The organism is Ruegeria sp. AD2(2025) (assembly GCF_056542385.1).
Window position 1 is genome coordinate 425,990 of record NZ_JBQFZS010000002.1, and the last position, 21,632, is coordinate 447,621.

Here is a 21,632-nt window from a genome sequence, read left to right on the forward strand (position 1 = left end):
GGGGGCAACCATGCGTGTTCTGGCACGGGCCACCGCTGCATTGCTGAACCAACGCGGGCATCTGTTTCCATGGTCGCCGGTCTGTCTGGCGGTGGGAATCGGTTGCTATTTTAGCCTGCGGTTTGAACCCGGACTGGGGCTCTATGGCGCTGCTGCCGCTCTGGTGCTTTGCTGTGTGTTGGCAAGTCACCGGATGGGCGCTGCCTGGTCGCCGCTTGCTGTTGCTACAGCGCTGATTGCGGCTGGGTTTCTGCTTGCGGGTGCGAGGGCTCACAAGGTTGCAGAGCCGGTTCTGCAATGGCGCTACTATGGCCCGGTCGAGGGGCGGGTCGTGGCGCTGGACCGCTCTGCGTCGGATGCGCTGCGGATCACTCTGGATCAGGTGCGGATCGGGGACGTTCCTGCAGATCAGAAGCCGCGGCGCGTCCGGCTGTCCGTGCATGGTGATAATGTGCATCTGGCACCCGGGCAGCGGATCATGACCACAGCACACTTGTCACCGCCTCAGGGTCCGGTTGAACCCGGAGGCTTCGATTTCCGCCGTCATGCGTGGTTTCAACGGCTTGGCGCGGTTGGCTATACCCGCGTCCCGGTCCTGACCTCCGCGCCTGCGGCAGGGGCGCAGGGCGGGGTTCGGGTTACAGCTTGGCGCATGGCGATCTCGGATCGCGTGCGCGCTATCCTGCCGGGCGAGACCGGAGGGTTCGCCGCCGCTGTCACCACCGGCGACCGGAGCGGGATGGGCCAGGGGTCGCTGGAGAAACTGCGGGCCTCGAACCTGGCGCATCTGCTGGCGATTTCGGGTCTGCATATGGGCCTGCTGACCGGTTTCGTTTTTATGGCCTGCCGGATCGGGTTGTCTATGCTGCCTGCGGTGGCCCTGCGGCTGCCGGTGCGCAAGCTGGCGGCGATCTGCGCCTTGGTCGCGGCGACGATCTATCTGTTCCTGTCGGGCGGCAACGTGGCGACCGAACGCGCCTTTGTCATGGTTTGCGTCATGCTAGGTGCGGTGCTGTTGGACCGCCGGGCAATATCTCTGCGGGCCGTGGCGATTGCGGCCCTGATCGTCCTGACGATGCGGCCCGAGACGCTGTTGAGCCCGGGGTTCCAGATGTCTTTTGCAGCAACGACAGCGCTGGTTGCTGTCTTCGGCGGGCTGCGGGACTACGGGCCGTTACCGGGGCCGACGTGGCTGCGGCCGGTGGTTGCTCTGCTGATGTCCTCGGCCATCGCCGGGCTGGCCACCGCCCCGATCGGGGCCGCGCATTTCAACACGATGTCGCATTACGGGTTGCTGGCGAACCTGCTGTCGGTACCCGTCATGGGGACGGTGGTCGTTCCGGCGGCTGTGGTCGCAGCGCTGCTCGCACCTTTTGGGCTTGAAGCACTGGCGTTGCAGGTGATGGGAGCGGGGCTGCGCTGGATCTTGACCGTCGCAGATCGGGTGTCGACCCTGGATGGGGCACAAGGCTACGTGGCCAGCCCGCCTGGGTTTCTGTTGCCGGTGCTGGCGATTGCACTTTTATGGCTCATACTGTGGCGGGGACGTGCGCGTTGGCTGGGTGCAATACCGGCGGTTGCGGTGCTGGCGCTCTGGGGGCAGGGGCAGCGGCCCGAGGTCCTGATCGCCGAGACCGGTGGCCTGGTCGGCGTCATGACCGAGCGGGGCCGCGCGCTCAGCAAACAGAAAGGCAGCGGTTTCGTCGCATCGGTCTGGCTGGAAAATGACGGCGACGGGACAGACCAGCTGCAGGCGGCGCAGCGGTGGCCCGAAGCCACGGGTGGTATTCAGCGCTATCTGCTCGGCAGCAAGGAACTGATCCACATCACGGGCAAAAGAGCCGCAGGCACCTTTGATGAATGCCGGAAAGACCAGATTATCGTCGCGCCCGTGTCACTGGCACTGACCGGCGACTGTTGGATTTACGATCCTGAAAAGCTCAGAAAGACAGGCAGTCTTGCCCTGTCCGACGGGCGTCTGCGCAGCAGCGCTGCGGTTTCGGGCGACCGGCTCTGGTCGCCCAAACCTGATCAGTAGCTGCGGATCAGGCCCACGAGGCGACCCTGCACCTTCACCTTGTCCTCGGGCAAAACGCGTGTCTCATAGGCCGGGTTCGCAGCCTCAAGCGCGATGGCCTGACCGCGCCGGAAAAAGCGCTTCAAGGTGGCCTCCTGATCCTCGACCAAGGCGACAACGATATCTCCGTTGTCCGCAGCAGACGTTTCTCGGATTACCACGACGTCGCCATCATTGATGCCAGCGTCGATCATCGAATCTCCGCGCACCTCAAGCGCATAGTGCTCGCCCGCGCCCGAAACCATTGAGCCCGGCACGGCAACCCGATGCGAGACATGGCTGATCGCCTCAATCGGGACACCGGCGGCGATGCGGCCCATGACCGGCAGCTCCAGCGCATCCACTGTCACCGGCTCGAAATTCGCCGGGCGAGGCCCTTCGGGACGGTCGCCTTCGATCACGCGGGGTTTGAAACCTGCGGTCGGTTCGCCGCCCAAGCTCTCGGGCAGCTTCACGATTTCGATCGCGCGGGCCCGGTGGGCGAGGCGGCGGATAAAGCCGCGTTCCTCCAAGGCGGTGATCAGACGGTGGATGCCGGATTTCGACCGCAAGTCCAACGCGGCCTTCATTTCATCAAAACTGGGCGGAACACCGTCCGCCTGCACGCGTTTGTGGATGAATTCCAGCAAATCCAATTGCTTCTTGGTCAGCATCGCTCGCACCTCATCGCTCATGCGTTTTCTTTTGTTCTACGCATGTTCACGTTTTGTGTCAACGGATTTGCTAGATCGGCAGGTACAGCACCTCGTCCCCCGCATCGCGCGGCGGGTCATGCGGCTGGCGCACCAGCAGCGCATTGGCCTGCGCCAGAACGCTGAGCAGTGAGCTGTCCTGATCATCACAGGCACGGATGCCATCCTGATCCAGAACCGCCCGCATATAGTGCTCTCGCGGGCCATTCTGAGCGATGGGCGCAGACAGGCGCGCGCGTTTGAACGGGTTCAGAATCTGCTCGATCCCCAACATGCGCCGCACCATCGGGATCAGGAACAGATAGCCGCAGACCATCGCGCTGACCGGGTTTCCCGGCAGACCAACCATGGCCGCATCGCCAAGCCGACCTGCCATCAGTGGTTTGCCCGGACGCATGCGGATTTTGTAGAAAGACCGCTCCATCCCCAGCGCTTCGGAAACATCCGAGACCAGATCATATTCGCCGACCGAGGCCCCGCCGATCGCGACCACCAGATCAGCGCCCCGTGCCAGACCGAAGGCGGTTTCCAGCGACGCGACCGTGTCCTGCGCGATGGGTAACACACGCACATGCGCGCCAGCTTCCTCGAGTAACGCCTTGAGGCCAAAGGTATTTGAGGCGATGATCTGATCGGGGCCGGGGGTCTCGCCGGGCATCACCAATTCATTGCCGGTTGAGATCAGCGCCACCACCGGTTTGCGCGTCACTGGGACCGAGGCGATGTTCATCGCCGACATCAAAGCGACATCTTCAGGGCGGAGACGTCGTGGTGCCGAGATTTGCGCACCAATGGCGAAATCGACGCCTGCGGGACGAATGTTGGTTTTCGGGCCGGGTGCATCCGTAATGGTGATCAGATCGCCGCGTCGGTCGATGTCTTCCTGAATGACCACAAAATCCGCGCCATCGGGCACGGGCGCGCCGGTGAAGATGCGGACCGCCTGGCCGGGTCCGACCGTGCCCTCAAATCGCTTACCTGCCGCCGCTTCGCCCACAAGTTTGAACATGGCGTGCAGTTCAACCTCGGTCGCCTTAACCGCGTAGCCATCCATAGAGGACGCGGCAAAGGGAGGCTGATCTCGAGTGGCCGCAACGTTCTGCGCCAGTACGCGCCCCGCAGCGTCGATCAGGGGAACAGTCTCAGCAGGCAACGGAGAAACAAGGTCAAAAAGTAGCGCGCGGGCGTCTTCGACTGAGATCATGTCGCCTCGTAGCGGCCTGATTTACCGCCATCTTTCAGGAGAACGCGGATACCACCGATCTCCATCGCCTTGTCGACCGCCTTGGTCATGTCATAGACCGTCAGAGCCGCCGTCGAGACTGCAGTCAGCGCCTCCATCTCGACCCCGGTTTGGCCCGAGGTCTTGACGGTCGCCTCGATCCGCACGCCCGGCAGGTCCGGGTCCAGTGTCAATTCCACGGCCACCTTGGTCACGGGCAACGGATGGCAGAGTGGGATCAGGTCCGGCGTTTTCTTTGCCCCCATGATCCCGGCAAGCCGCGCAACGCCCAGCACATCGCCCTTTTTGGCGCGACCTTCTGAAATAAGATCAAAGGTTTCCTGGGCCATCTTGATGTGGCCTGCTGCAACAGCAACCCGGTCAGTCACCGCCTTGTCCGAGACGTCAACCATATGGGCCTGACCCTGAGCGTCGAAGTGCGTCAGCGGCATCACATCACCCCCGGGATCAGCGGGTTGGCGAGCAGGTTTCGGGTGGCCGAGGCGACGTCCTCCTGCCGCATCAGGCTTTCGCCGATCAGGAAGCATCGCGCGCCATAGCGGGCGATATCGGCCAGATCGGCGGGCGTGCTCAGTCCGCTTTCGCAAACGATGGTCCGGTCTGCAGGCACCAGTTTCGACAGGTGCCGCGTTGTATCAAGACTGGTCTCGAACGTCTTGAGATTACGGTTATTTATCCCGATCAGGGGGCTTTTCAACTGCGTCGCGCGCTCAAGTTCTGCGGCGTCATGCACCTCGATCAGAACATCCATACCCCAGTCAAAGGCGGTCTGCTCAAGCTCTGCCGCCTGTGCATCCTCGACCGAAGCCATGATGATCAGGATGCAGTCAGCACCCAACGCACGGGCCTCGACCACCTGATAGGAGTCATACATGAAATCCTTGCGCAGCGCAGGCAGCGAACAGGCTGCGCGCGCTTCGGTCAGAAACTCTTTGGCACCCTGAAAGCTGGGCGTGTCGGTCAGCACCGAAAGGCAGGCGGCGCCGCCGTCTTCATAGGCTTGGGCCAGAGCAGGCGGGTCGAAATCCTCTCGGATCAAGCCCTTCGAGGGGCTGGCCTTTTTGACCTCTGCAATCAGCCCGTAACCGGTGCGGGTGGCGGTCTGCAGCGCCTTGGCGAAACCGCGCACTTCCGGCGCATTGCGCGCCTCGGATTCCAGCGTTTCCAGTGATTTATGCGCCTTGTCTAAAGCGATTTCTTCCAGCTTGTAGGCTTTAATCCTGTCCAGAACGGTCTCGGTCATGCGGCTTCCTGTGTAATGCGTGCCAGAGCGTTGATTTTGTCCCGCGCCTTGCCGCTGTCGATGCTTTCGCGTGCCATGGCGACACCTTCGCGCAGGTCGTCTGCGGCATCGGCCACGACCAGAGCGGCGGCGGAGTTCAGCAGCACCGCGTCGCGATAGGCCGAGGGTTGCCCGTCCAGCAAAGCGCGGAAGGCGACTGCGTTTTCCTCGGGTGTGCCGCCGAGGATATCTTCGAACGGGTGTACCGGCAGGCCTGCGTCCTCGGGATGAATCTCGACCTCTTTGACTGTGCCGTCCTCGACCGAGGCGACCCAGCTGACGCCGGTGATTGTCAGCTCATCCGTGCCGTCTGACCCGTGGACCAGCCAGGCATGTTCTGCGCCCAACAGGCCCAGCGTTTCGGCCATGGGGCGGATCAGGTCGCGGCTGAACGCCCCCGTCAGCTGGCGTTTGACGCCTGCGGGGTTGGTAAGCGGGCCCAGAATGTTAAAGATCGTACGCGTCCCAAGTTCCTGCCGCGAGGGCATGACATGGGCGATCGCGGGATGGTGCATGGGGGCCATCATGAAGCCTATCCCGACTTCTTGCAGAGCTTTTTCAACCACTTGCGGCCCGACCATCACGTTGATTCCGAGTTGTCCCAGCGCATCCGCCGCGCCCGATTTGGAACTCAGGTTCCGGTTGCCATGCTTGGCCACTGTGACCCCGGCACCCGCCGTGACAAAGGCCGTCGCGGTCGAGATATTCAGGGTGCCTTTGCCGTCGCCACCGGTGCCAACGATATCAATCGCACCCGCCGGAGCCTTAACCGCGTTACATTTCGCGCGCATCACGGCGGCGGCGGCGGCGTATTCGTCCACCGTTTCGCCCCGCGTGCGCATGGCCATCAGCAGCCCGCCGATCTGGCTGGGCGTCGCGGCACCGTCAAAGAGGATGCCAAAGGCCTGTTCAGCCTCGGCACGGGTCAGAGGCCGATCCGCCGCAGCGCCGATCAGCGGTTTCAGAGCGTCGCTCATGCGGGGACTTTCATCTCATTCAGGAAATTCTTGAGCAGGGCATGACCATGCTCGGACGCGATGGATTCGGGATGGAACTGCACACCGTGGATCGGCAATTCGCGGTGTTGCAGGCCCATAATGGTGCCATCCTCAAGCTCTGCCGTGATCTCAAGACAGTCGGGCAGGGTGTCGCGATCGACAACCAGCGAATGATAGCGTGTGGCCTCAAAAGGCGATGGTAGCCCGGCAAAAACGCCTTTGCCGGTGTGGTTCATCGTGCCCATCTTGCCATGCACGATCTCATGGCACCGCACGACCTGGCCGCCAAAAGCCTGACCGATGGTCTGATGACCAAGGCAAACCCCCATCAGCGGTGTCTGTGTCTCGGCGGCGGCCTCGGTCAATGCCAGACAAATGCCCGCCTGATCCGGGTCGCAGGGGCCGGGGCTGAGCAGGATTCCAGCGGGGTTCATCGCCATCGCTTCTTGCACATCCAGCGCATCGTTCCGGCGCACGACCATCTCTGCCCCAAGCTCACCTAAGTAGTGAACGAGGTTGTAGGTAAACGAGTCATAGTTGTCGATCAGCAGCAGCATTTGGGCACTTATCTTCCTATGGGCATTTCAGGCTGGCGATGCAGCCTATAGCCACGGTATGATGTCGGAACATACATGCTCAGGCTTGTGCGGCAGCGTCAAGAGGACATACCGATCCTGACGCCGTACGGGTGAGCGCCGCAGCAGATGGCGCCGGGGCGGTTGAGGCAAGAAACAACGCGAAAGGCGAGATTTCGATGGGCGGATTTTACGGTGGACTGATCGCCGGGGCGGTCTCGGTGCTGGCTTTGGGCGCTGTTCTGTCGCTGACGGCCCCTTTGTCGCGCAAACCGGAACTGGCCGAGGACGCGCCGCAGGTGGCCGAGGCTCCGGCGCCTGTGCAGCCGGTCGAGGTCGACGATACCGGAGTGGATGCCGATCTGGTCGAGCTGCCGCCCTCGGGTCCGGAAAGCCCGGATGCGGAAACGGATTCGCTTGATGCGCTGACGGGGATCGAGCAAGAGCCCGGTCAACGCCCCGAAACGGCCGCCGCGCCAGCCGGGTCCGATGCGCCAGCGATTGGTTCGACGACGACTGTGACGGTCCAAACCGACGCGCCCGCTGCGCCTCCGGCACCGGCTCCGGTCCCGGACTCGCCTTTGCAAGAGGCCGATCCCGAGGTGCTTGCCAAAGCGCCTCCGGCACCGGAGCCCGAGCATACCCCAGAGCCCGAAGTGATCGAAGAGGTGCCCGCTGAGGAGGAGCCCGAGATCGCGGCCCTGCAGCCCGAGGTGCCGAAGGACGAACCAGAAGCCACCGAACCACAGGTTGCCCAGCCCGAGGCGGCACCCCAAGACAATCCAATCGCGGTTGAGGGCGAAGAGGATACCCGACCGGTCGTCCAGCCCCGCGTTCTGGCGTTGCCACAGATCCGGGGCGATGGCCCCACGGTTTCGGGTGGATTGATCGGCAAACGGGTGGTCCCGCTGACCGAGCGCGACGACGCACCCGCCGAGGCGTCCGATCCGGTCGCGGTGGCGCGAAAACCGATCGAGGAACACGCGGCCAGCTTTGAAAACCCCGAAGCCAAGCCTCTGATGTCGATTATTCTGATTGACGACGAAGGCGCGTTCGGGGCTGAGGCGTTGCAGGATTTTCCATATCCGCTGAGCTTCGCCATCAGCCCTTCGGACCCTGATGCCGCCGAGAAGATGGCCCGCCATCGCGAGGCCGGGTTCGAAGTTCTGGCCCTGATCGACATGCACGAAGCCGCCAGCGCGCAGGATGCCGAGGTGTCCTTGTCCGTGTGGCTGGATCAGCTGCCCGATACCGTTGGTATTCTCGAAGGCGTCGGCTCGGGCATTCAGGGCAACCGCAAGCTGGCTGATCAGGTGGCGGCGATTGCGGGCGATACCGGGCGTGGGCTGGTTACGCAGGATAACGGTCTGAACACGGTACAGAAGCTGGCCGCGCGCAATGGCGTGCCGTCGAGCGTCGTGTTCCGGGACTTTGATGGGGCCAAGCAGGACCCCAAGGTTATGCGGCGGTTCCTGGATCAGGCGGCCTTCCGCGCCGGGCAGGAGGGGGCCGTTGTGATGCTGGGCCGCCTGCGCCCCGAAACGATCTCGGCCCTGCTGCTGTGGGGGCTTGAGGATCGCGGAGGCCGGGTTGCGATGGCACCGATCTCAGCGGTGATGATGAACGAAGTCCAGCCAGACGAATCGGGATCCTGACGCGGCAGGCGGTGAACTCGCCGCGTCGGGTTTAACCGTTCCCGCTGCCGGTAAAGCGCGCCGCATCTGCCGCCGCACGGCGGATGGCGTTCGACTTGTGCACGGTCTCCATGTATTCCGCCTCGGGGTCGCTGTCATAGACCACGCCGCCGCCTGCCTGGATATAGAGCTTGTGATCTTTCACGATGGCCGTTCGCAGCGCGATGCACATATCCATGTCGCCGCCCGCGCTGAAATAACCGACCCCGCCGCCATAGATGCCGCGTTTCTCGGGCTCCAACTCGTCGATGATCTCCATCGCGCGCACCTTGGGCGCTCCCGATACAGTGCCCGCTGGCATCCCGGCAAAGAAGGCGTCCAGCGCGTCTTTGTCCTCGGCCAACTCTCCGACCACGTTTGACACGATATGCATCACGTGGCTGTAGCGTTCGATGACGAACTCTTCGGTGGGGCGCACGGTGCCGATTTTCGAAACGCGCCCGGTGTCGTTTCGGCCCAGATCCAGCAGCATCAGATGCTCGGCCAGTTCTTTCTGGTCGGCCAGCAGATCGACCTCATTGGCCTTGTCTTCCTCGGGCGTTGCGCCGCGCGGGCGGGTGCCTGCGATGGGGCGAATGGTGACTTCGTCGCCGAAGACACGCACGAGGATTTCGGGGCTGGCCCCGACAACCTGAAAGCCGCCGAAGTTGAAATAGAACATGAAGGGCGACGGGTTGGTGCGCCGCAGCGATCGGTACAGGGCAAAGGGCGGCTGCGGGAAATCCTGCGTCCAGCGTTGCGCCGGGACGACTTGAAAGATATCGCCCGCGCGGATGTATTCCTTGGCCTTTTCGACCGCCTCCATATAGCCCGACTTGGTGAAGTTCGAGGCCGGAGGCCCGACCTCAATCGCCTCACCCAGATCGCGGGTTTCGGCGGGCATCGCGCGTTCCAGATCGCGCACCGCGTCCATCACACGTTCAGCCGCCTGCGCATAGGCCGCCTTGGCGGACTGGCCTTCGCTGACCCATGCGGGCGAGACCACGGTAACCTCGCCCTTGACGCCGTCCAGTACGGCGACGACCGAGGGGCGCAACATGATCGCATCCGGCAGGCCCAGCGGGTCGGGGTTCACATCCGGCAGGTATTCCACCAACCGCACCATGTCATAGCCCAGGTAGCCGAACAGCCCGGCCGCGGCCTGAGGCAGATCATCCGGCAGCGCGATGCGGCTTTCGGCCAGCAGGTCGCGCAGGTTGTCCATCGGGTTGCCATTCTGCGGCTGAAACGCCTCGGCATCGAAGCGGGCGGACCGGTTCAGCGCGGACGTCTCGCCGTGACAGCGCCAGACCAGATCGGGCTTCATACCGATGATCGAATAGCGCCCGCGCACCTCTCCGCCTGTCACAGATTCAAGCATGAAGGCGTCTTTCTGCGCCCCCGTCAGCTTGAGCATCAGCGAAACCGGCGTATCCAGATCGGCGGCAAGGCGGGTGTAGACAACCTGATTTTCGCCCGCGTCGTAGGCGCGTGCGAAACTGTCATAATCCGGGGTCAGGGCCATCTGAGGTCTCGTTCAATAGCTGGCCCGGACTGCGTTCAGCGCCTGCTGATCGACCACCGGGCGCGCGCGGGTCCGGGCGTTGCGCACGTAGACATCAAAAATGTTCTGCGCCAGCGCCTGATTGAGCTGTGCTGCCAGCGCATCCTGCATCTGACGCTGCTCGTCGGTTTCTGCGGGGGGCAGTTCCTCGTCCAACCGCACGATCAGTGCTGTGCCATTGCCGGGGATGACGCGCAGCTCTGCGGGCTCCATTTCAAAAACCTGGGTCATGAAATCGGCCGGAACATCGTCAAGAAACGCTGTACGGGTCAGGGCATTCTCGACGCGGAACGGCAAGCCGGTCGCGGTGAAGTCGCCATCGGTTGCAAGCTGGGTCAGTACCGTATTGGCCTGACTTTGCAATGCTTTTGCAATCTCATCCTGCACCCATGCGCCTGCAACCCGGGGCCGCGCGCTGTCGAGCGGCTCGGGGCGTTGCGGCAGCACTTCGTTCAGGCGCAGGGCAAAGATGGAGCCATCTTCGAGGAATGCGATCTCGGGGAAATCGCCGTCCTGCACGGCGACAGCCGCCTCGCGGAAGCCGTTATAGGCGGCAACACCTTCGTCGCTTTGCTGGGTCCAGTCGATCTGGCCCAGCTCCATCTCGGTCTCACCAGCCAGCTCTTCCAGCGTGGCCCCGCCGGCCAGCAGGTCGTTGATATCTTCGGCCAGCGCCTCGATCTGGCGACGGGCGCGATCAGCGGCCAGTTCTTCGCGCAGCTCAGGCTCGGCGTCTTCGAAGGTCACTATGTTTTCGGCCAGCGAGCCGTTCACGCGGAACAGGGCAGGACCAAACAGCGACGGCAGCGGGCCGACAACGTCGTCGATTTCTGCCGCGAATACGCGGTCTGCAGCCTCGCCAAGGTCTTCGCGGGTCACGTCGCCCAGATCGACATCGCTGAGTTCCAGCTGACGATCCCGCACCAGCTGTTCAAAATCAGCGCCGCCGACTTCCAGTTGAGCCAGCGCTGCGGTCGCCTCGGCCTCGCTGGGGTAGGGCAGGCGTTCGACCAGACGGCGCTCGGGCTGGTTGTACTGGTCCGAGCGCTGATCGTAGAGGCGGCGCAGCGCATCCTCATCAACCTCGACACTATCCACCAGCATCTCGGGCGACAGGATGGCATAGGTCAGACGTTTGGTGCGGGGCAGGGTGAAACGGTCGGCGTTCTCATCATAATATGCTTGCACCTGTGCGTCCGTCGGTTCAGCCACCGGGGTTTCCAGAGCGTCCGACGACAGAGTAGCGACGGTAAAGCTGCGGCGGGCGAGGACGTAGTTCGACAGGGCCTCGGTCAGGGTGCGGGGCATTTCGACACCGCTCATGACAGCGCCCTGAACGATGGTGCGCGCGGATTCCTTGCGCAGGTCCGATTCGAACTCGGTGTCGGACATGCCGACCTGATCCAGTTGAAAGCGATAGGCCTCGCGGTCGAACGTGCCATCGACGCCCTGGAACGAGGGGATTTGCACGATCTCGCGCTGCAGGTTCTCATCGCCAATCGAGATACCAAGCTGACCGACCTCATTGTCCAGCGCAGCCAGCGCTACAAGACGGGACAGGGCAAGTTGATCCAGCCCCAGATCATGGGCCTGCGAGATTTGCATCGGTTGGCCGGTTTGTGCCTCAACTGCGCGGATTTCGCGCTGCAACTCGCGGAAATACTCGTCGACCGAAACACTTTCGTCGCCCACCTGAGCGACCGTGCGCACGGTGCCGGTCAGGCTGGTTGCGCCAAAACCTGCAAGGCCCAGCATCAGAAGGCCCATGAGAATCCAGACAAAGGTTTTGGATAGCTTTTTTACGCCTGCGGCCATGGTGCCCTCTTGGTTATGTCTGCCCTGTCGGTTGCGGCCCTGAATACGATGCACGCCGCCGGGGGGCAAGCTTAGAAGGTGAGGGTTTCCAGCCGCTCGAACAATTGCGCGATTCCGGCGCGGTCGAGATTGGCAAATGCGATGCGGACCTGGCGCTGTCCGGCGGAGTCATGCGTGGGCATAAACATGGTGCCGGGCAACAGTAGCACACCCGCATCGGCGACCAGCCGCTTGGCCAGTTCGTCCGAGGGCATGTCGAACGGGTGTTCGAGGTAGGCAAAATAGGCCCCCAGCCCCAGCAGACGCCAGCCCTTGTCCGCAAGGCGCGGCATCCCTTCGGTGATCGCAGCGCGGCGGTCTAGGATTTCATCCCGCTCTCCGGCGACCCATTGCGACAGGTTCTGCATCCCCCAGAGCGCGGCGAACTGGCCGATTTGGCCCGGGCAGATGGCCACGGTGTCGAGGAATTTCTCGATCTCGGCCAGCAAGGCAGGGTTGGTCGCAAGCGCCCCGACGCGGTGGCCGGTCAGGCGGTAGGCTTTCGAGAAAGAATAGAGATGGACAAGCGAGTCGTCCCACGCGTGTTGCTGGAACAGTTCGTGAGGGGGGCCGCTGCGGCTGTCGAAATCGCGGTAGGTTTCGTCCACCAGCAGGTACAGGCCGGTTTCCTGTGCAAGATCATAGAAAGCGCGCACCAGCTCGGCTGGATATTCCACGCCGCCGGGATTGTTCGGCGTGACCAGCGCGATTGCACGGGTTTTGTCGGTGATCAGCGCGCGGGCTTGCTCGGGGTCGGGCAGAAGGTCATCGCCGGTGGGCAGATCGATCGCGGTGACACCGGCCATATCCAGCCACATTTTATGGTTAAAATACCATGGGGTCGGCAGGATGACCTGATCCCCCTGATCGGTGATGGCTGAGATGACGGCCGAAAACGCCTGATTGCAGCCCGAGGTGATGGCGATCTGATTGGCGGCGACCTGCGCGGCGTAGTGGGCGCTGATTTGCGCTGCGAGCTCGGACCGCAGATCGTCATTGCCCAGAACCGGGCCATAGAGATGCGCGCTGTCCTGCGACACCGCGAAATCTGCCATGGCCTGACGCAGCCCCAGCGGCGGCGGGTCAACCGGGGCTGCCTGGCTTACATTGATCAGGGGGCGATCCGCGGGGAAGGTGACACCGTCAAGCCAGCGGCGCGCCTCCATCACCGGAGGGGGGAAGGTGGCGCTGGTGCGGGTCTGTGTCATGGTGTGAGTATATTGCGAGGCTCTGCCTCGCGCTCCGAAGTATTTTTGAACAGAAGAAGGATCAGTCGGTGCCGCGGTAGGGTTCGACATATTGCAATGCCATATCCCACGGGAAGAAGATCCATGTGTCCTGAGAGACCTCGGTGATGTAGGTGTCGACCATCGGACGGCCTTTGGGTTTGGCGTAGACGGTGGCGAAATGGGCCTTGGGGTACATTTCGCGCACCAGTTCCAGCGTTTTGCCGCTGTCGACCAGATCGTCGATGATCAGGACGCCGGTGCCGTCGCCCATCAGGTCGGTGTTGGGGGCCTTGAGCACCTCGGCCTCGCCCTGAGCTTGATGGTGGTAGGATTTCACGCTGACCGTGTCGACGGTGCGAATGTCGAGTTCTCGGCTGACGATCATCGCGGGCGCCATGCCGCCGCGGGTGATGGCCACAACGGCGCGCCATGCGCCATCGTCGGGGCCTTGCCCGTCGAGCCGCCATGCCAGCGCGCGCGAGTCGCGGTGAATTTGGTCCCAGCTGATGTGAAAGCCTTTTTCGTGGGGCAGGCGGTCCTTGGCGCTCATGACTTAACCCTTTTCAACGTCTGGTGCGTCAACGGCTTTCATGCCGACGATGTGATAGCCCGAATCCACATGCAGGTTCTCTCCGGTCACGCCGCTGCTGAGATCGGACAGCAGATAGAGCGCCGAGTTGCCGACATCGTCGATGGTCACGTTGCGGCGCAGGGGCGAGTTATACTCGTTCCACTTCATGATGTAGCGGAAGTCGCCAATGCCGCTGGCGGCCAGTGTCTTGATAGGGCCCGCCGAAATGGCGTTTACGCGAATGCCGTCCTTGCCGAGATCTTCGGCGAGGTATTTGACCGACGCTTCCAGCGCGGCCTTGGCGACACCCATGACATTATAGTGCGGCATCACCTGTTCGGCCCCGTAATAGGTGAGTGTGACGGCGCTGCCGCCTTCGGTCATCAGCTTCTCGGCCCGCTGCATGACTGCGGTGAAGGAATAGACCGAAACATCCATGGTCAGGCTGAAATTGGCGCGGCTGGTGTCGACATAGCGGCCGCGCAGTTCGTTTTTGTCCGAAAAGCCAATGGCGTGGACAACGAAATCCAGCTTACCCCACTTCTGTTCAAGCGCTGTGAACAGCCCGTCGATGGACTCTTCGTCGCTGACATCGCAGGGCAGGACGATCTCGCTGCCCAGTTGCGCCGCCAGAGGGTCGACGCGTTTCTTCAGAGCGTCGCCCTGATAGGAAAAGGCCAGCTCGGCCCCGGCATCGGACAAGGCGCGGGCGATTCCCCATGCGATTGATTTGTCATTGGCCAGTCCCATGATGAGGCCGCGTTTTCCGGCCATCAACTGATTTGACATCTTCGGTTCTCCGCCTGTCGTCGCATTGCTTTCGGTTGGTTTATGCCATTGATTGGCCTGCATCAAGGCCATGTCCTCTTGCCCGCAGCGGCTTCTCGCCTTAGGGTCGGAAACAATTGTTTCCAGGGGATGGAAATGAACGAGCGCAGTGGCATCTTTGCCGGAACCGATCCGTTTGAAATTGCGGGCCGGTGGCTGGCCGAGGCGGAAAAGACCGAGACAAACGACCCGAATGCGATTGCGCTGGCAACCGTCGATGAACAGGGTTTGCCCAATGTCCGGATGGTTTTGCTGAAAGAGATCGAGCCGGATGCGTTTGTATTCTACACCAACTATAAAAGCGCCAAGGCTGAGGAGTTGAGCAGCGCAGGCAAGGCCGCGTTTGTGATGCACTGGAAATCATTGCGGCGTCAAATCCGCGTTCGTGGTACAATCACCCGCGAAGATGGGCCGAAAGCCGATGAATATTATGCCTCTCGCTCGCTTAAAAGCCGTTTGGGGGCGTGGGCTTCACGTCAATCGCAGCCGCTGAAAAGCCGCGCATCGCTGATGGCAGAGGTGGCGAAGCTGACAACTAGGCTGGGACCGAATCCGCCGCGTCCGGAATTCTGGGGCGGGTACCGTTTGACGCCGGTCGAGATCGAATTCTGGGCGGATGGCGCCTTTCGGCTGCACGACAGGTTTCAATGGCGCCGGGACAACCCTGATTCCGAATGGCAAGTGCAGAGGCTGAATCCATGACTCTCACGTATCGCGAAATGCAAAGGCCAGCAAACAAAGGTTTTTTTCAGCTTGAATTTGCGGGCCAATACCATAAACAACAGACCCTTAACGACCCCGCTAGCATCGTAATGGGAAAACAGTGCCAGAAGATCTGAACAGCATGTATCGCGTCCGTGGACACGTCAAATGGTTCGACCCCGCCAAGGGGTACGGATTTGTTGTGTCCGACGAAGGCGGCCCTGATATTCTGTTGCATGTCAACGTCTTGCGGAACTTCGGGCAGAGCTCGGTCGCGGATGGTGCGGGCATTGAGATCATGACCCACAAGACTGACCGGGGTGTTCAGGCGGTCGAGGTTGTCAGCATTGATCCGCCCGTGCGGACTGAAACCATGATGCTGGCTGACTTTGCCGAGCTCGATCCCAGCGTGATCGGCAGCGCTCCGCTTGAGGCGGCGCGGGTCAAGTGGTTTGACAAAGGCAAGGGCTTTGGCTTTGCCAATGTGTTTGGCAGCAGCGAAGATGTCTTCTTGCACATCGAGGTCTTGCGCCGTTCTGGGTTGGCCGACCTGCAGCCGGGTGAAGCGCTTGCGATGCGCGTCATTGACGGCAAGCGCGGGCGTATGGCGGCACAGGTTCTGGCCTGGGAAGCGGCCCTGGGCGACTAATCGGCAGATGAAAAAGTTCGCGGCAGTTCTGGCGGTTCTCACGGCTTTGTCCGGTGGAGCGGCTCGTGCGGAATGCCGCGCCGACCGGATTGAGCTGCGGAACGATCTGGCGCAGGTCAGGTTTGACATCGAACTGGCGGTGACGCCGCAAGAGCGCTCGCGCGGGTTGATGTTTCGGGAAACCATGCCAAGCCGGTCCGGGATGCTGTTTATCTTCGACCCGCCACAGCCGGTCGCATTCTGGATGAAGAACACGCTGATTCCTCTGGATATGATTTTCATTGACCGCACCGGAACCGTGACGCGGGTTCATGAGGGGGCCATACCGGGCGACCTGACGCCAATCGAGGGCGGCGATTCGGTTTATGCAGTGCTCGAGATCAACGCGGGTCTGGCCGAGCGCTATGCCCTTCGTCCGGGAACCCAGATGCGGCATGAAGTTTTTTCGCAAGGCCCCGCGATTTGGCCCTGTTAGGGCTTTTCAAATCAAACCACCACGTTTAGGAAGGCGCACGGTCCGGGGCGTGGCGCAGTCTGGTAGCGCACCTGTTTTGGGTACAGGGGGTCGTAGGTTCGAATCCTGCCGCCCCGACCACTTTAATCACACCGGCGTTCCACCGAAATCGGTGTAGAGCCGTGAAAAATCCCGATCCAGATCTTTGCTTTCAACTGGTATCCTGACGGTCTTGCCGTTTTTCTGCGGCACAAGGAAGAACAGTTCCGCGTCTACCCGATAACCCGCTTGGTTTTTACTGGAACTCAGGCGGGTTACGATCTGCGGCAGGTTTTGCGGGTACCCATCGAAATTGAGAATCAGATAGGCCGTCGCCTCGGGCGAAAGGGTCTCGCGGCATTCGACGCTGTTTGTGCCGGTCTTTCGGTAGCTGTCACCGGGGCCGGCGCAGTCTGTCTTGAAGGTGCGGAACAGTTTTTGTGGGTATTCGGGGAACTGAGCGCTGCGTGAGGCCGGAGGCACGTCCTGTGATGTGCAGGACACGATCAGGGCCAGAAGGGGTAGCGGAGCAAGCAGGCGCATGGCTGAAACGGATCCCGGACTAAGAAACACAACATCGCAACTATGGCATGGTGCAGGTGGGCCTGACGATGATTCTCTGGTGGGTTGTTTAACCGTTCGACGCATATCCCGTCCTGCGTAACTGTGCCGTTCAAAACGGGAAATCGGTTTGGGACTTTGACCTGTCCATCCGTTGGTACGAACAAGGTGCCTGTGGAGGAATCGCCGACCGGCGATTTCCCGCCGGTTCGATGAACCGGGTCAAGCCAAAAGATTTGTAAAATGGATGAAAAAGCCCGTTGACCAGATATGGGTGCATACGTCAAGTTGTATGAGCCGAGAGGCGAGCCACAAAATCTGGTAGACAATAACCAGAAGCGGCAGCGAACGAGGGACGGATAGCAAACCAGTATGACGTGCAGCTGTGTTAGCGGTTTTGCGCTGCGACAGGCAGCGTCCGGTCCCTACACGTCCCGATCTCGTCGGTCATGCGGGCGGCACCCCGCAACACAAGATTTGGTGCCGGCGTTGAGAATTTTGGACAACCTGAAGCTGGGGCAGCGGACATGAAGATTGAAAGAAAATTCACCAAACCGGGACAGGATGCATATTCCGATCTGGACTTTGTCTCGGCGACCTCTGAAATCCGCAACCCGGATGGTACAATCGTTTTCCGTCTAGACGAGATTGAGGTCCCCGCGAAATGGAGCCAGGTTGCCAGCGACGTCATCGCGCAGAAATATTTCCGCAAGGCGGGTGTTCCGTCTGCGCTGAAGAAGGTCAAAGAGAAAGACGTTCCGGAATTCCTGTGGCGTTCGGTGCCCGCAGAAGGTGCTGAATTCACAGGCGAAACCTCGTCCAAGCAGGTATTCGACCGTCTGGCCGGTGCGTGGGCTTATTGGGGCTGGAAGGGCGGCTATTTCTCGACCGAGGATGATGCTCGCGCCTATTTCGACGAGATGCGCTACATGCTGGCGACCCAGCGCGCGGCGCCGAATTCGCCTCAGTGGTTCAACACGGGTCTGCATTGGGCTTATGGAATCGACGGCCCGGCGCAGGGGCACCATTATGTCGATTACAAAACCGGCAAACTGACCAAGTCGAAATCCGCATACGAACATCCGCAGCCGCACGCGTGTTTCATCCAGTCCGTCGATGATGATCTGGTGAACGAAGGCGGCATCATGGACCTGTGGGTGCGCGAGGCGCGCCTGTTCAAATACGGCTCGGGCACTGGTACGAACTTCAGCCATCTGCGCGCAGAAGGCGAGGCGCTGTCGGGTGGCGGAAAATCCTCGGGCCTGATGGGCTTTCTCAAGATCGGCGATCGCGCCGCTGGCGCGATCAAATCAGGCGGGACAACCCGTCGAGCAGCAAAGATGGTGATCGTGGACGCCGATCACCCCGATATCGAGCAATTCATCGAATGGAAGGTGCTCGAAGAGCAAAAAGTGGCCTCGATCGTTGCCGGGTCGAAGATGCACGAGAAGATGCTGAATGGCATTTTCGAGGCCATTCGGTCTTGGGACGGGTCTGCGGATGACGCTTACGATCCGAATTCGAACGACGCGTTGAAGAAGGCTGTTCGTGAGGCCAAAAAGGTCGCGATCCCTGAGACTTACATCAAGCGCGTACTGGATTATGCCAAGCAGGGCCACGACAGTATCGAATTCCCGACCTACGATACAGACTGGGATTCGGAGGCCTATAGCTCGGTCTCGGGCCAGAACTCGAACAACTCGATCCGCGTGACCAACGCGTTCCTGACCGCTGTTGAGAAGGACGCCGATTGGGAGCTGATCAACCGCACCGATGGCAAGGTCGCCAAAACCGTCAAGGCGCGGGATCTGTGGGAAAAGGTTGGCCATGCCGCATGGGCCTGCGCCGATCCGGGCATCCAGTTCCACGACACCGTAAACGAATGGCACACATGCCCCGAAGATGGTGAGATTCGCGGATCGAACCCGTGCTCGGAATACATGTTCCTGGACGACACGGCCTGTAACCTTGCCTCGATGAACCTGCTGACCTTCCTCAAGGACGGTGAGTTCCAGGCGGCGGATTACATGCACGCCTCGCGTCTGTGGACCCTGACGTTGGAAATCTCGGTGACGATGGCGCAATTCCCATCGAAGGAAATCGCGCAGCTGTCTTATGACTTCCGCACGCTGGGCCTGGGTTATGCCAATATCGGCGGACTGCTGATGAACATGGGCTACAGCTATGACTCGGATGAGGGTCGGGCGATCTGTGGCGCGCTGACTGCGATCATGACTGGTGTGGCCTATGCGACCTCGGCTGAGATTGCTGGGGAGCTTGGACCGTTCAAGGGGTACGAACGGAACGCGGATCATATGTTGCGGGTTATTCGCAACCACCGCCGTGCGTCGCAGGGTGTTACGACTGGCTACGAGAAACTGGCTGTGAAGCCGGTGCCTCTGGACCACGGCAACTGCCCGGACAAGCGTTTGATCGATCTGGCCATGTCCGCTTGGGATGAAGCGCTGAGCCTGGGTGAGAAGAACGGCTATCGCAACGCGCAGGCCACCGTGATCGCGCCCACCGGCACCATTGGTCTGGTGATGGATTGTGACACCACCGGGATCGAGCCGGACTTTGCTCTGGTCAAGTTCAAGAAACTGGCCGGTGGCGGCTACTTCAAGATCATCAACCGCTCCGTGCCGTCGGCGCTGGAAAAACTGGGCTATTCCTCGGCGCAGATCGAGGAGATCGTCAGCTATGCGGTCGGACACGGCACCATCGGCAACGCGCCGGGGATCAACCACACCTCTCTGACCGGGCATGGATTTGGCCCGAATGAGCTGGCGAAAGTGGACGCTGCACTGGAAAGCGCCTTCGACATCCGCTTTGTCTTCAACCAGTGGACGCTGGGTGAGGATTTCTGCACTGGCGTTCTGGGCATTCCGGCGACCAAGCTGAATGATCCGACTTTCGACCTGTTGCGCCACTTGGGCTTTACCAAGGCGGATATCGACGCAGCGAACGATCATGTCTGCGGAACCATGACGCTGGAAGGCGCGCCGCACCTGAAAGAGGAACACTACGCGATCTTCGACTGCGCCAACCCGTGCGGCAAGAAAGGTAAGCGTTTCCTTGGGGTTGATAGCCATATCACCATGATGGCGGCAGCGCAAAGCTTCATCTCCGGCGCCATCTCGAAGACGATCAACATGCCGAATGACGCGACCATCGAGGATTGCCAGAAAGCCTACGAACTCAGCTGGTCGTTGGGTGTGAAGGCCAATGCGCTGTACCGCGACGGCTCGAAACTGTCTCAGCCTCTGGCCGCAGCGCTGGTCGAGGATGACGACGAAGCAGCGGAAGTGCTGGAAAGCGGTTCGACGCAAGAGAAAGCCGTCGTTCTGGCCGAGAAGGTGATCGAGAAGGTTGTGGTCAAGGAAATGATCCGCAGCCATCGTGAGAAACTGCCCCATCGCCGCAAGGGCTATACCCAGAAAGCAATCGTCGGCGGCCACAAAGTTTATCTGCGCACCGGTGAGTTCGAAGACGGCAAGCTGGGCGAGATCTTCATCGACATGCACAAGGAAGGCGCTGGCTTCCGTGCGATGATGAACAACTTCGCCATCGCCGTGTCGGTCGGCCTGCAATACGGTGTGCCGTTGGAGGAGTTCGTCGACGCGTTCACCTTCACCAAGTTCGAACCGGCCGGGATGGTGCAGGGCAACGACTCGATCAAGAACGCGACGTCGATCCTGGACTACATCTTCCGCGAACTGGCCGTGTCCTATCTGGACCGCACCGATCTGGCGCATGTGAAGCCCGAGGGTGCAACCTTTGACGACATGGGTCGGGGCGAAGAAGACGGCCTGTCTAATCTGTCGGAAATCAGTGACACGGCGGCAACCCGGTCTCTGGAAGTGCTGAAGCAAATCAGTTCGACCGGTTATCTGCGCAAGCGCCTGCCGCAAGACCTGATGGTCTTCAATGGCGGTCAGACCGATGTGACCGGTATGGCCGAAGCCGCAGCTTCGTTCGATGCGCCTGCCGAGACGGCGGTTGCCACCGGGATGGACGCGCGGACCAAAGCCAAGATGCAGGGGTACGAGGGTGATCCTTGCGGCGAATGCGGAAACTACACGCTGGTGCGCAACGGCACCTGCATGAAATGCAACACCTGCGGCGCAACAAGCGGGTGTAGCTGAGTTTAGCGCCCCGGCAACCCGGGGTGCAGGGGTCGGATAGCTGCCACAGGTACCGACCCCGACGAACACGGAAAAAGGCGCTGAGACTTACCATCGATGCCTTTTTCCACTCGGCCGACATGCCCGTGTCGGTCGGGAACAGGGTGGGGCGGAATATTTGCTCTTTCCCACTCTCTCACGGGGCGGGTGCGCTCGTCCCATGCGCAGTCCAGGCCGCAGGCAAAAAAACACCGGGCGGTCAACGAAATGAGCCTGGAAGGCGAAACTGACAGGGGGCTTCGGCCCCCTTTCTTTTTCTACCCCGAGTCGGGTCGTCTGAGCAGCGCCTTGCCGGATCATCCCGGTCGCATAGGGCAAGTCCCGCCGATACGCACCATGTCTATTTCGTCCGGCAATGGTCCGCAGACGCGACTCTGTCAAACACGCGGAGATTGGCGCGAACGCTGCAATTTCAAGCAGAGCGAGTGACGTAACCCAGGAATAGCGATTTCTTAGC

The 21,632-nt window shown here is 61.3% G+C and carries 18 protein-coding genes and 1 tRNA gene; 7 read left to right on the plus strand and 12 right to left on the minus strand.

The window, feature by feature from the left end; genetic code table 11:
- The first annotated feature begins 10 nt into the window (after positions 1-10).
- Complete coding sequence (locus ACR1XV_RS07265) at positions 11-2,038, plus strand: ComEC/Rec2 family competence protein (RefSeq protein ID WP_480529760.1); 2,028 nt, start codon at positions 11-13, stop codon at positions 2,036-2,038.
- Here ACR1XV_RS07265 and lexA read toward each other — a convergent pair.
- The 6 genes from lexA to ACR1XV_RS07295 form a co-directional block, all read right to left on the minus strand.
- The gene (lexA, locus tag ACR1XV_RS07270) at positions 2,032-2,730 is read right to left on the minus strand and encodes a transcriptional repressor LexA (RefSeq protein ID WP_480529846.1); all 699 of its coding nucleotides are present in this window, start codon (positions 2,728-2,730) and stop codon (positions 2,032-2,034) included. The two genes, ACR1XV_RS07265 and lexA, sit on opposite strands and share 7 nt — an antisense overlap.
- A 70-nt stretch (positions 2,731-2,800) precedes the next feature.
- Positions 2,801-3,973 carry a molybdopterin molybdotransferase MoeA gene (locus tag ACR1XV_RS07275; RefSeq protein ID WP_480529762.1) on the minus strand — a complete coding sequence of 391 codons (1,173 nt, stop codon included), beginning with the start codon at positions 3,971-3,973 and terminating at the stop codon, positions 2,801-2,803.
- The gene (gene moaC / locus ACR1XV_RS07280) at positions 3,970-4,443 is read right to left on the minus strand and encodes a cyclic pyranopterin monophosphate synthase MoaC (RefSeq protein ID WP_480529763.1); all 474 of its coding nucleotides are present in this window, start codon (positions 4,441-4,443) and stop codon (positions 3,970-3,972) included. Before moaC ends, ACR1XV_RS07275 begins: the two co-directional genes overlap by 4 nt.
- Positions 4,443-5,255 carry an indole-3-glycerol phosphate synthase TrpC gene (gene trpC, locus ACR1XV_RS07285; protein WP_480529765.1) on the minus strand — a complete coding sequence of 271 codons (813 nt, stop codon included), beginning with the start codon at positions 5,253-5,255 and terminating at the stop codon, positions 4,443-4,445. The genes moaC and trpC overlap by 1 nt, the downstream gene beginning before the upstream one ends.
- Entirely contained in the window at positions 5,252-6,271 is a 1,020-nt protein-coding gene (gene trpD / locus ACR1XV_RS07290; RefSeq protein WP_480529767.1) for an anthranilate phosphoribosyltransferase, read from the minus strand. Before trpD ends, trpC begins: the two co-directional genes overlap by 4 nt.
- Entirely contained in the window at positions 6,268-6,849 is a 582-nt protein-coding gene (locus ACR1XV_RS07295) for an anthranilate synthase component II (protein ID WP_480529769.1), read from the minus strand. The genes trpD and ACR1XV_RS07295 overlap by 4 nt, the downstream gene beginning before the upstream one ends.
- A gap of 197 nt (positions 6,850-7,046) precedes the next feature.
- Between ACR1XV_RS07295 and ACR1XV_RS07300 the strand changes: the two genes are divergently transcribed.
- Entirely contained in the window at positions 7,047-8,522 is a 1,476-nt protein-coding gene (locus ACR1XV_RS07300; RefSeq protein WP_480529771.1) for a divergent polysaccharide deacetylase family protein, read from the plus strand.
- Between the two features lie 31 nt (positions 8,523-8,553).
- On the opposite strand, the gene trpE is transcribed toward ACR1XV_RS07300, so the two are convergent.
- The 5 genes from trpE to fabI all read right to left on the minus strand — a co-directional run bounded on the left by trpE (position 8,554) and on the right by fabI (position 14,547).
- A complete protein-coding gene (gene trpE, locus ACR1XV_RS07305; protein WP_480529773.1) occupies positions 8,554-10,065 on the minus strand; it encodes an anthranilate synthase component I in 1,512 nt (503 codons plus the stop codon).
- 12 nt (positions 10,066-10,077) lie between these two features.
- Positions 10,078-11,919, minus strand: a complete 1,842-nt coding sequence (locus ACR1XV_RS07310; RefSeq protein ID WP_480529775.1) for a peptidyl-prolyl cis-trans isomerase — start codon at positions 11,917-11,919, stop codon at positions 10,078-10,080.
- A gap of 71 nt (positions 11,920-11,990) precedes the next feature.
- The gene (locus ACR1XV_RS07315) at positions 11,991-13,166 is read right to left on the minus strand and encodes an aminotransferase (RefSeq protein WP_480529777.1); all 1,176 of its coding nucleotides are present in this window, start codon (positions 13,164-13,166) and stop codon (positions 11,991-11,993) included.
- A gap of 61 nt (positions 13,167-13,227) precedes the next feature.
- Entirely contained in the window at positions 13,228-13,737 is a 510-nt protein-coding gene (gene gpt / locus ACR1XV_RS07320; protein WP_480529779.1) for a xanthine phosphoribosyltransferase, read from the minus strand.
- Positions 13,738-13,740: 3 nt separating this feature from the next.
- Positions 13,741-14,547 (minus strand): enoyl-ACP reductase FabI, encoded by an 807-nt coding sequence (gene fabI, locus ACR1XV_RS07325; RefSeq protein WP_480529781.1) that lies wholly within the window; start codon positions 14,545-14,547, stop codon positions 13,741-13,743.
- Positions 14,548-14,682: 135 nt separating this feature from the next.
- Here fabI and pdxH point away from each other — a divergent pair, with 135 nt between their 5' ends.
- The 4 genes from pdxH (at position 14,683) to ACR1XV_RS07345 (ending at position 16,532) form a co-directional block, all read left to right on the plus strand.
- Positions 14,683-15,288: a pyridoxamine 5'-phosphate oxidase gene (pdxH, locus tag ACR1XV_RS07330; protein WP_480529848.1), complete on the plus strand. Its 606-nt coding sequence runs from the start codon at positions 14,683-14,685 to the stop codon at positions 15,286-15,288.
- A 121-nt stretch (positions 15,289-15,409) separates the two neighbouring features.
- The gene (locus tag ACR1XV_RS07335; RefSeq protein WP_480529783.1) at positions 15,410-15,937 is read left to right on the plus strand and encodes a cold-shock protein; all 528 of its coding nucleotides are present in this window, start codon (positions 15,410-15,412) and stop codon (positions 15,935-15,937) included.
- 7 nt (positions 15,938-15,944) lie between these two features.
- A complete protein-coding gene (locus ACR1XV_RS07340) occupies positions 15,945-16,412 on the plus strand; it encodes a DUF192 domain-containing protein (RefSeq protein WP_480529785.1) in 468 nt (155 codons plus the stop codon).
- A 43-nt stretch (positions 16,413-16,455) separates the two neighbouring features.
- Positions 16,456-16,532: transfer RNA gene (locus ACR1XV_RS07345), tRNA-Pro, on the plus strand.
- A 6-nt stretch (positions 16,533-16,538) separates the two neighbouring features.
- Here ACR1XV_RS07345 and ACR1XV_RS07350 read toward each other — a convergent pair.
- Entirely contained in the window at positions 16,539-17,078 is a 540-nt protein-coding gene (locus ACR1XV_RS07350) for a hypothetical protein (protein ID WP_480529787.1), read from the minus strand.
- Between the two features lie 440 nt (positions 17,079-17,518).
- Here ACR1XV_RS07350 and ACR1XV_RS07355 point away from each other — a divergent pair, with 440 nt between their 5' ends.
- The gene (locus ACR1XV_RS07355) at positions 17,519-21,136 is read left to right on the plus strand and encodes a vitamin B12-dependent ribonucleotide reductase (RefSeq protein WP_480529789.1); all 3,618 of its coding nucleotides are present in this window, start codon (positions 17,519-17,521) and stop codon (positions 21,134-21,136) included.
- The last annotated feature ends 496 nt before the right edge of the window (positions 21,137-21,632 follow it).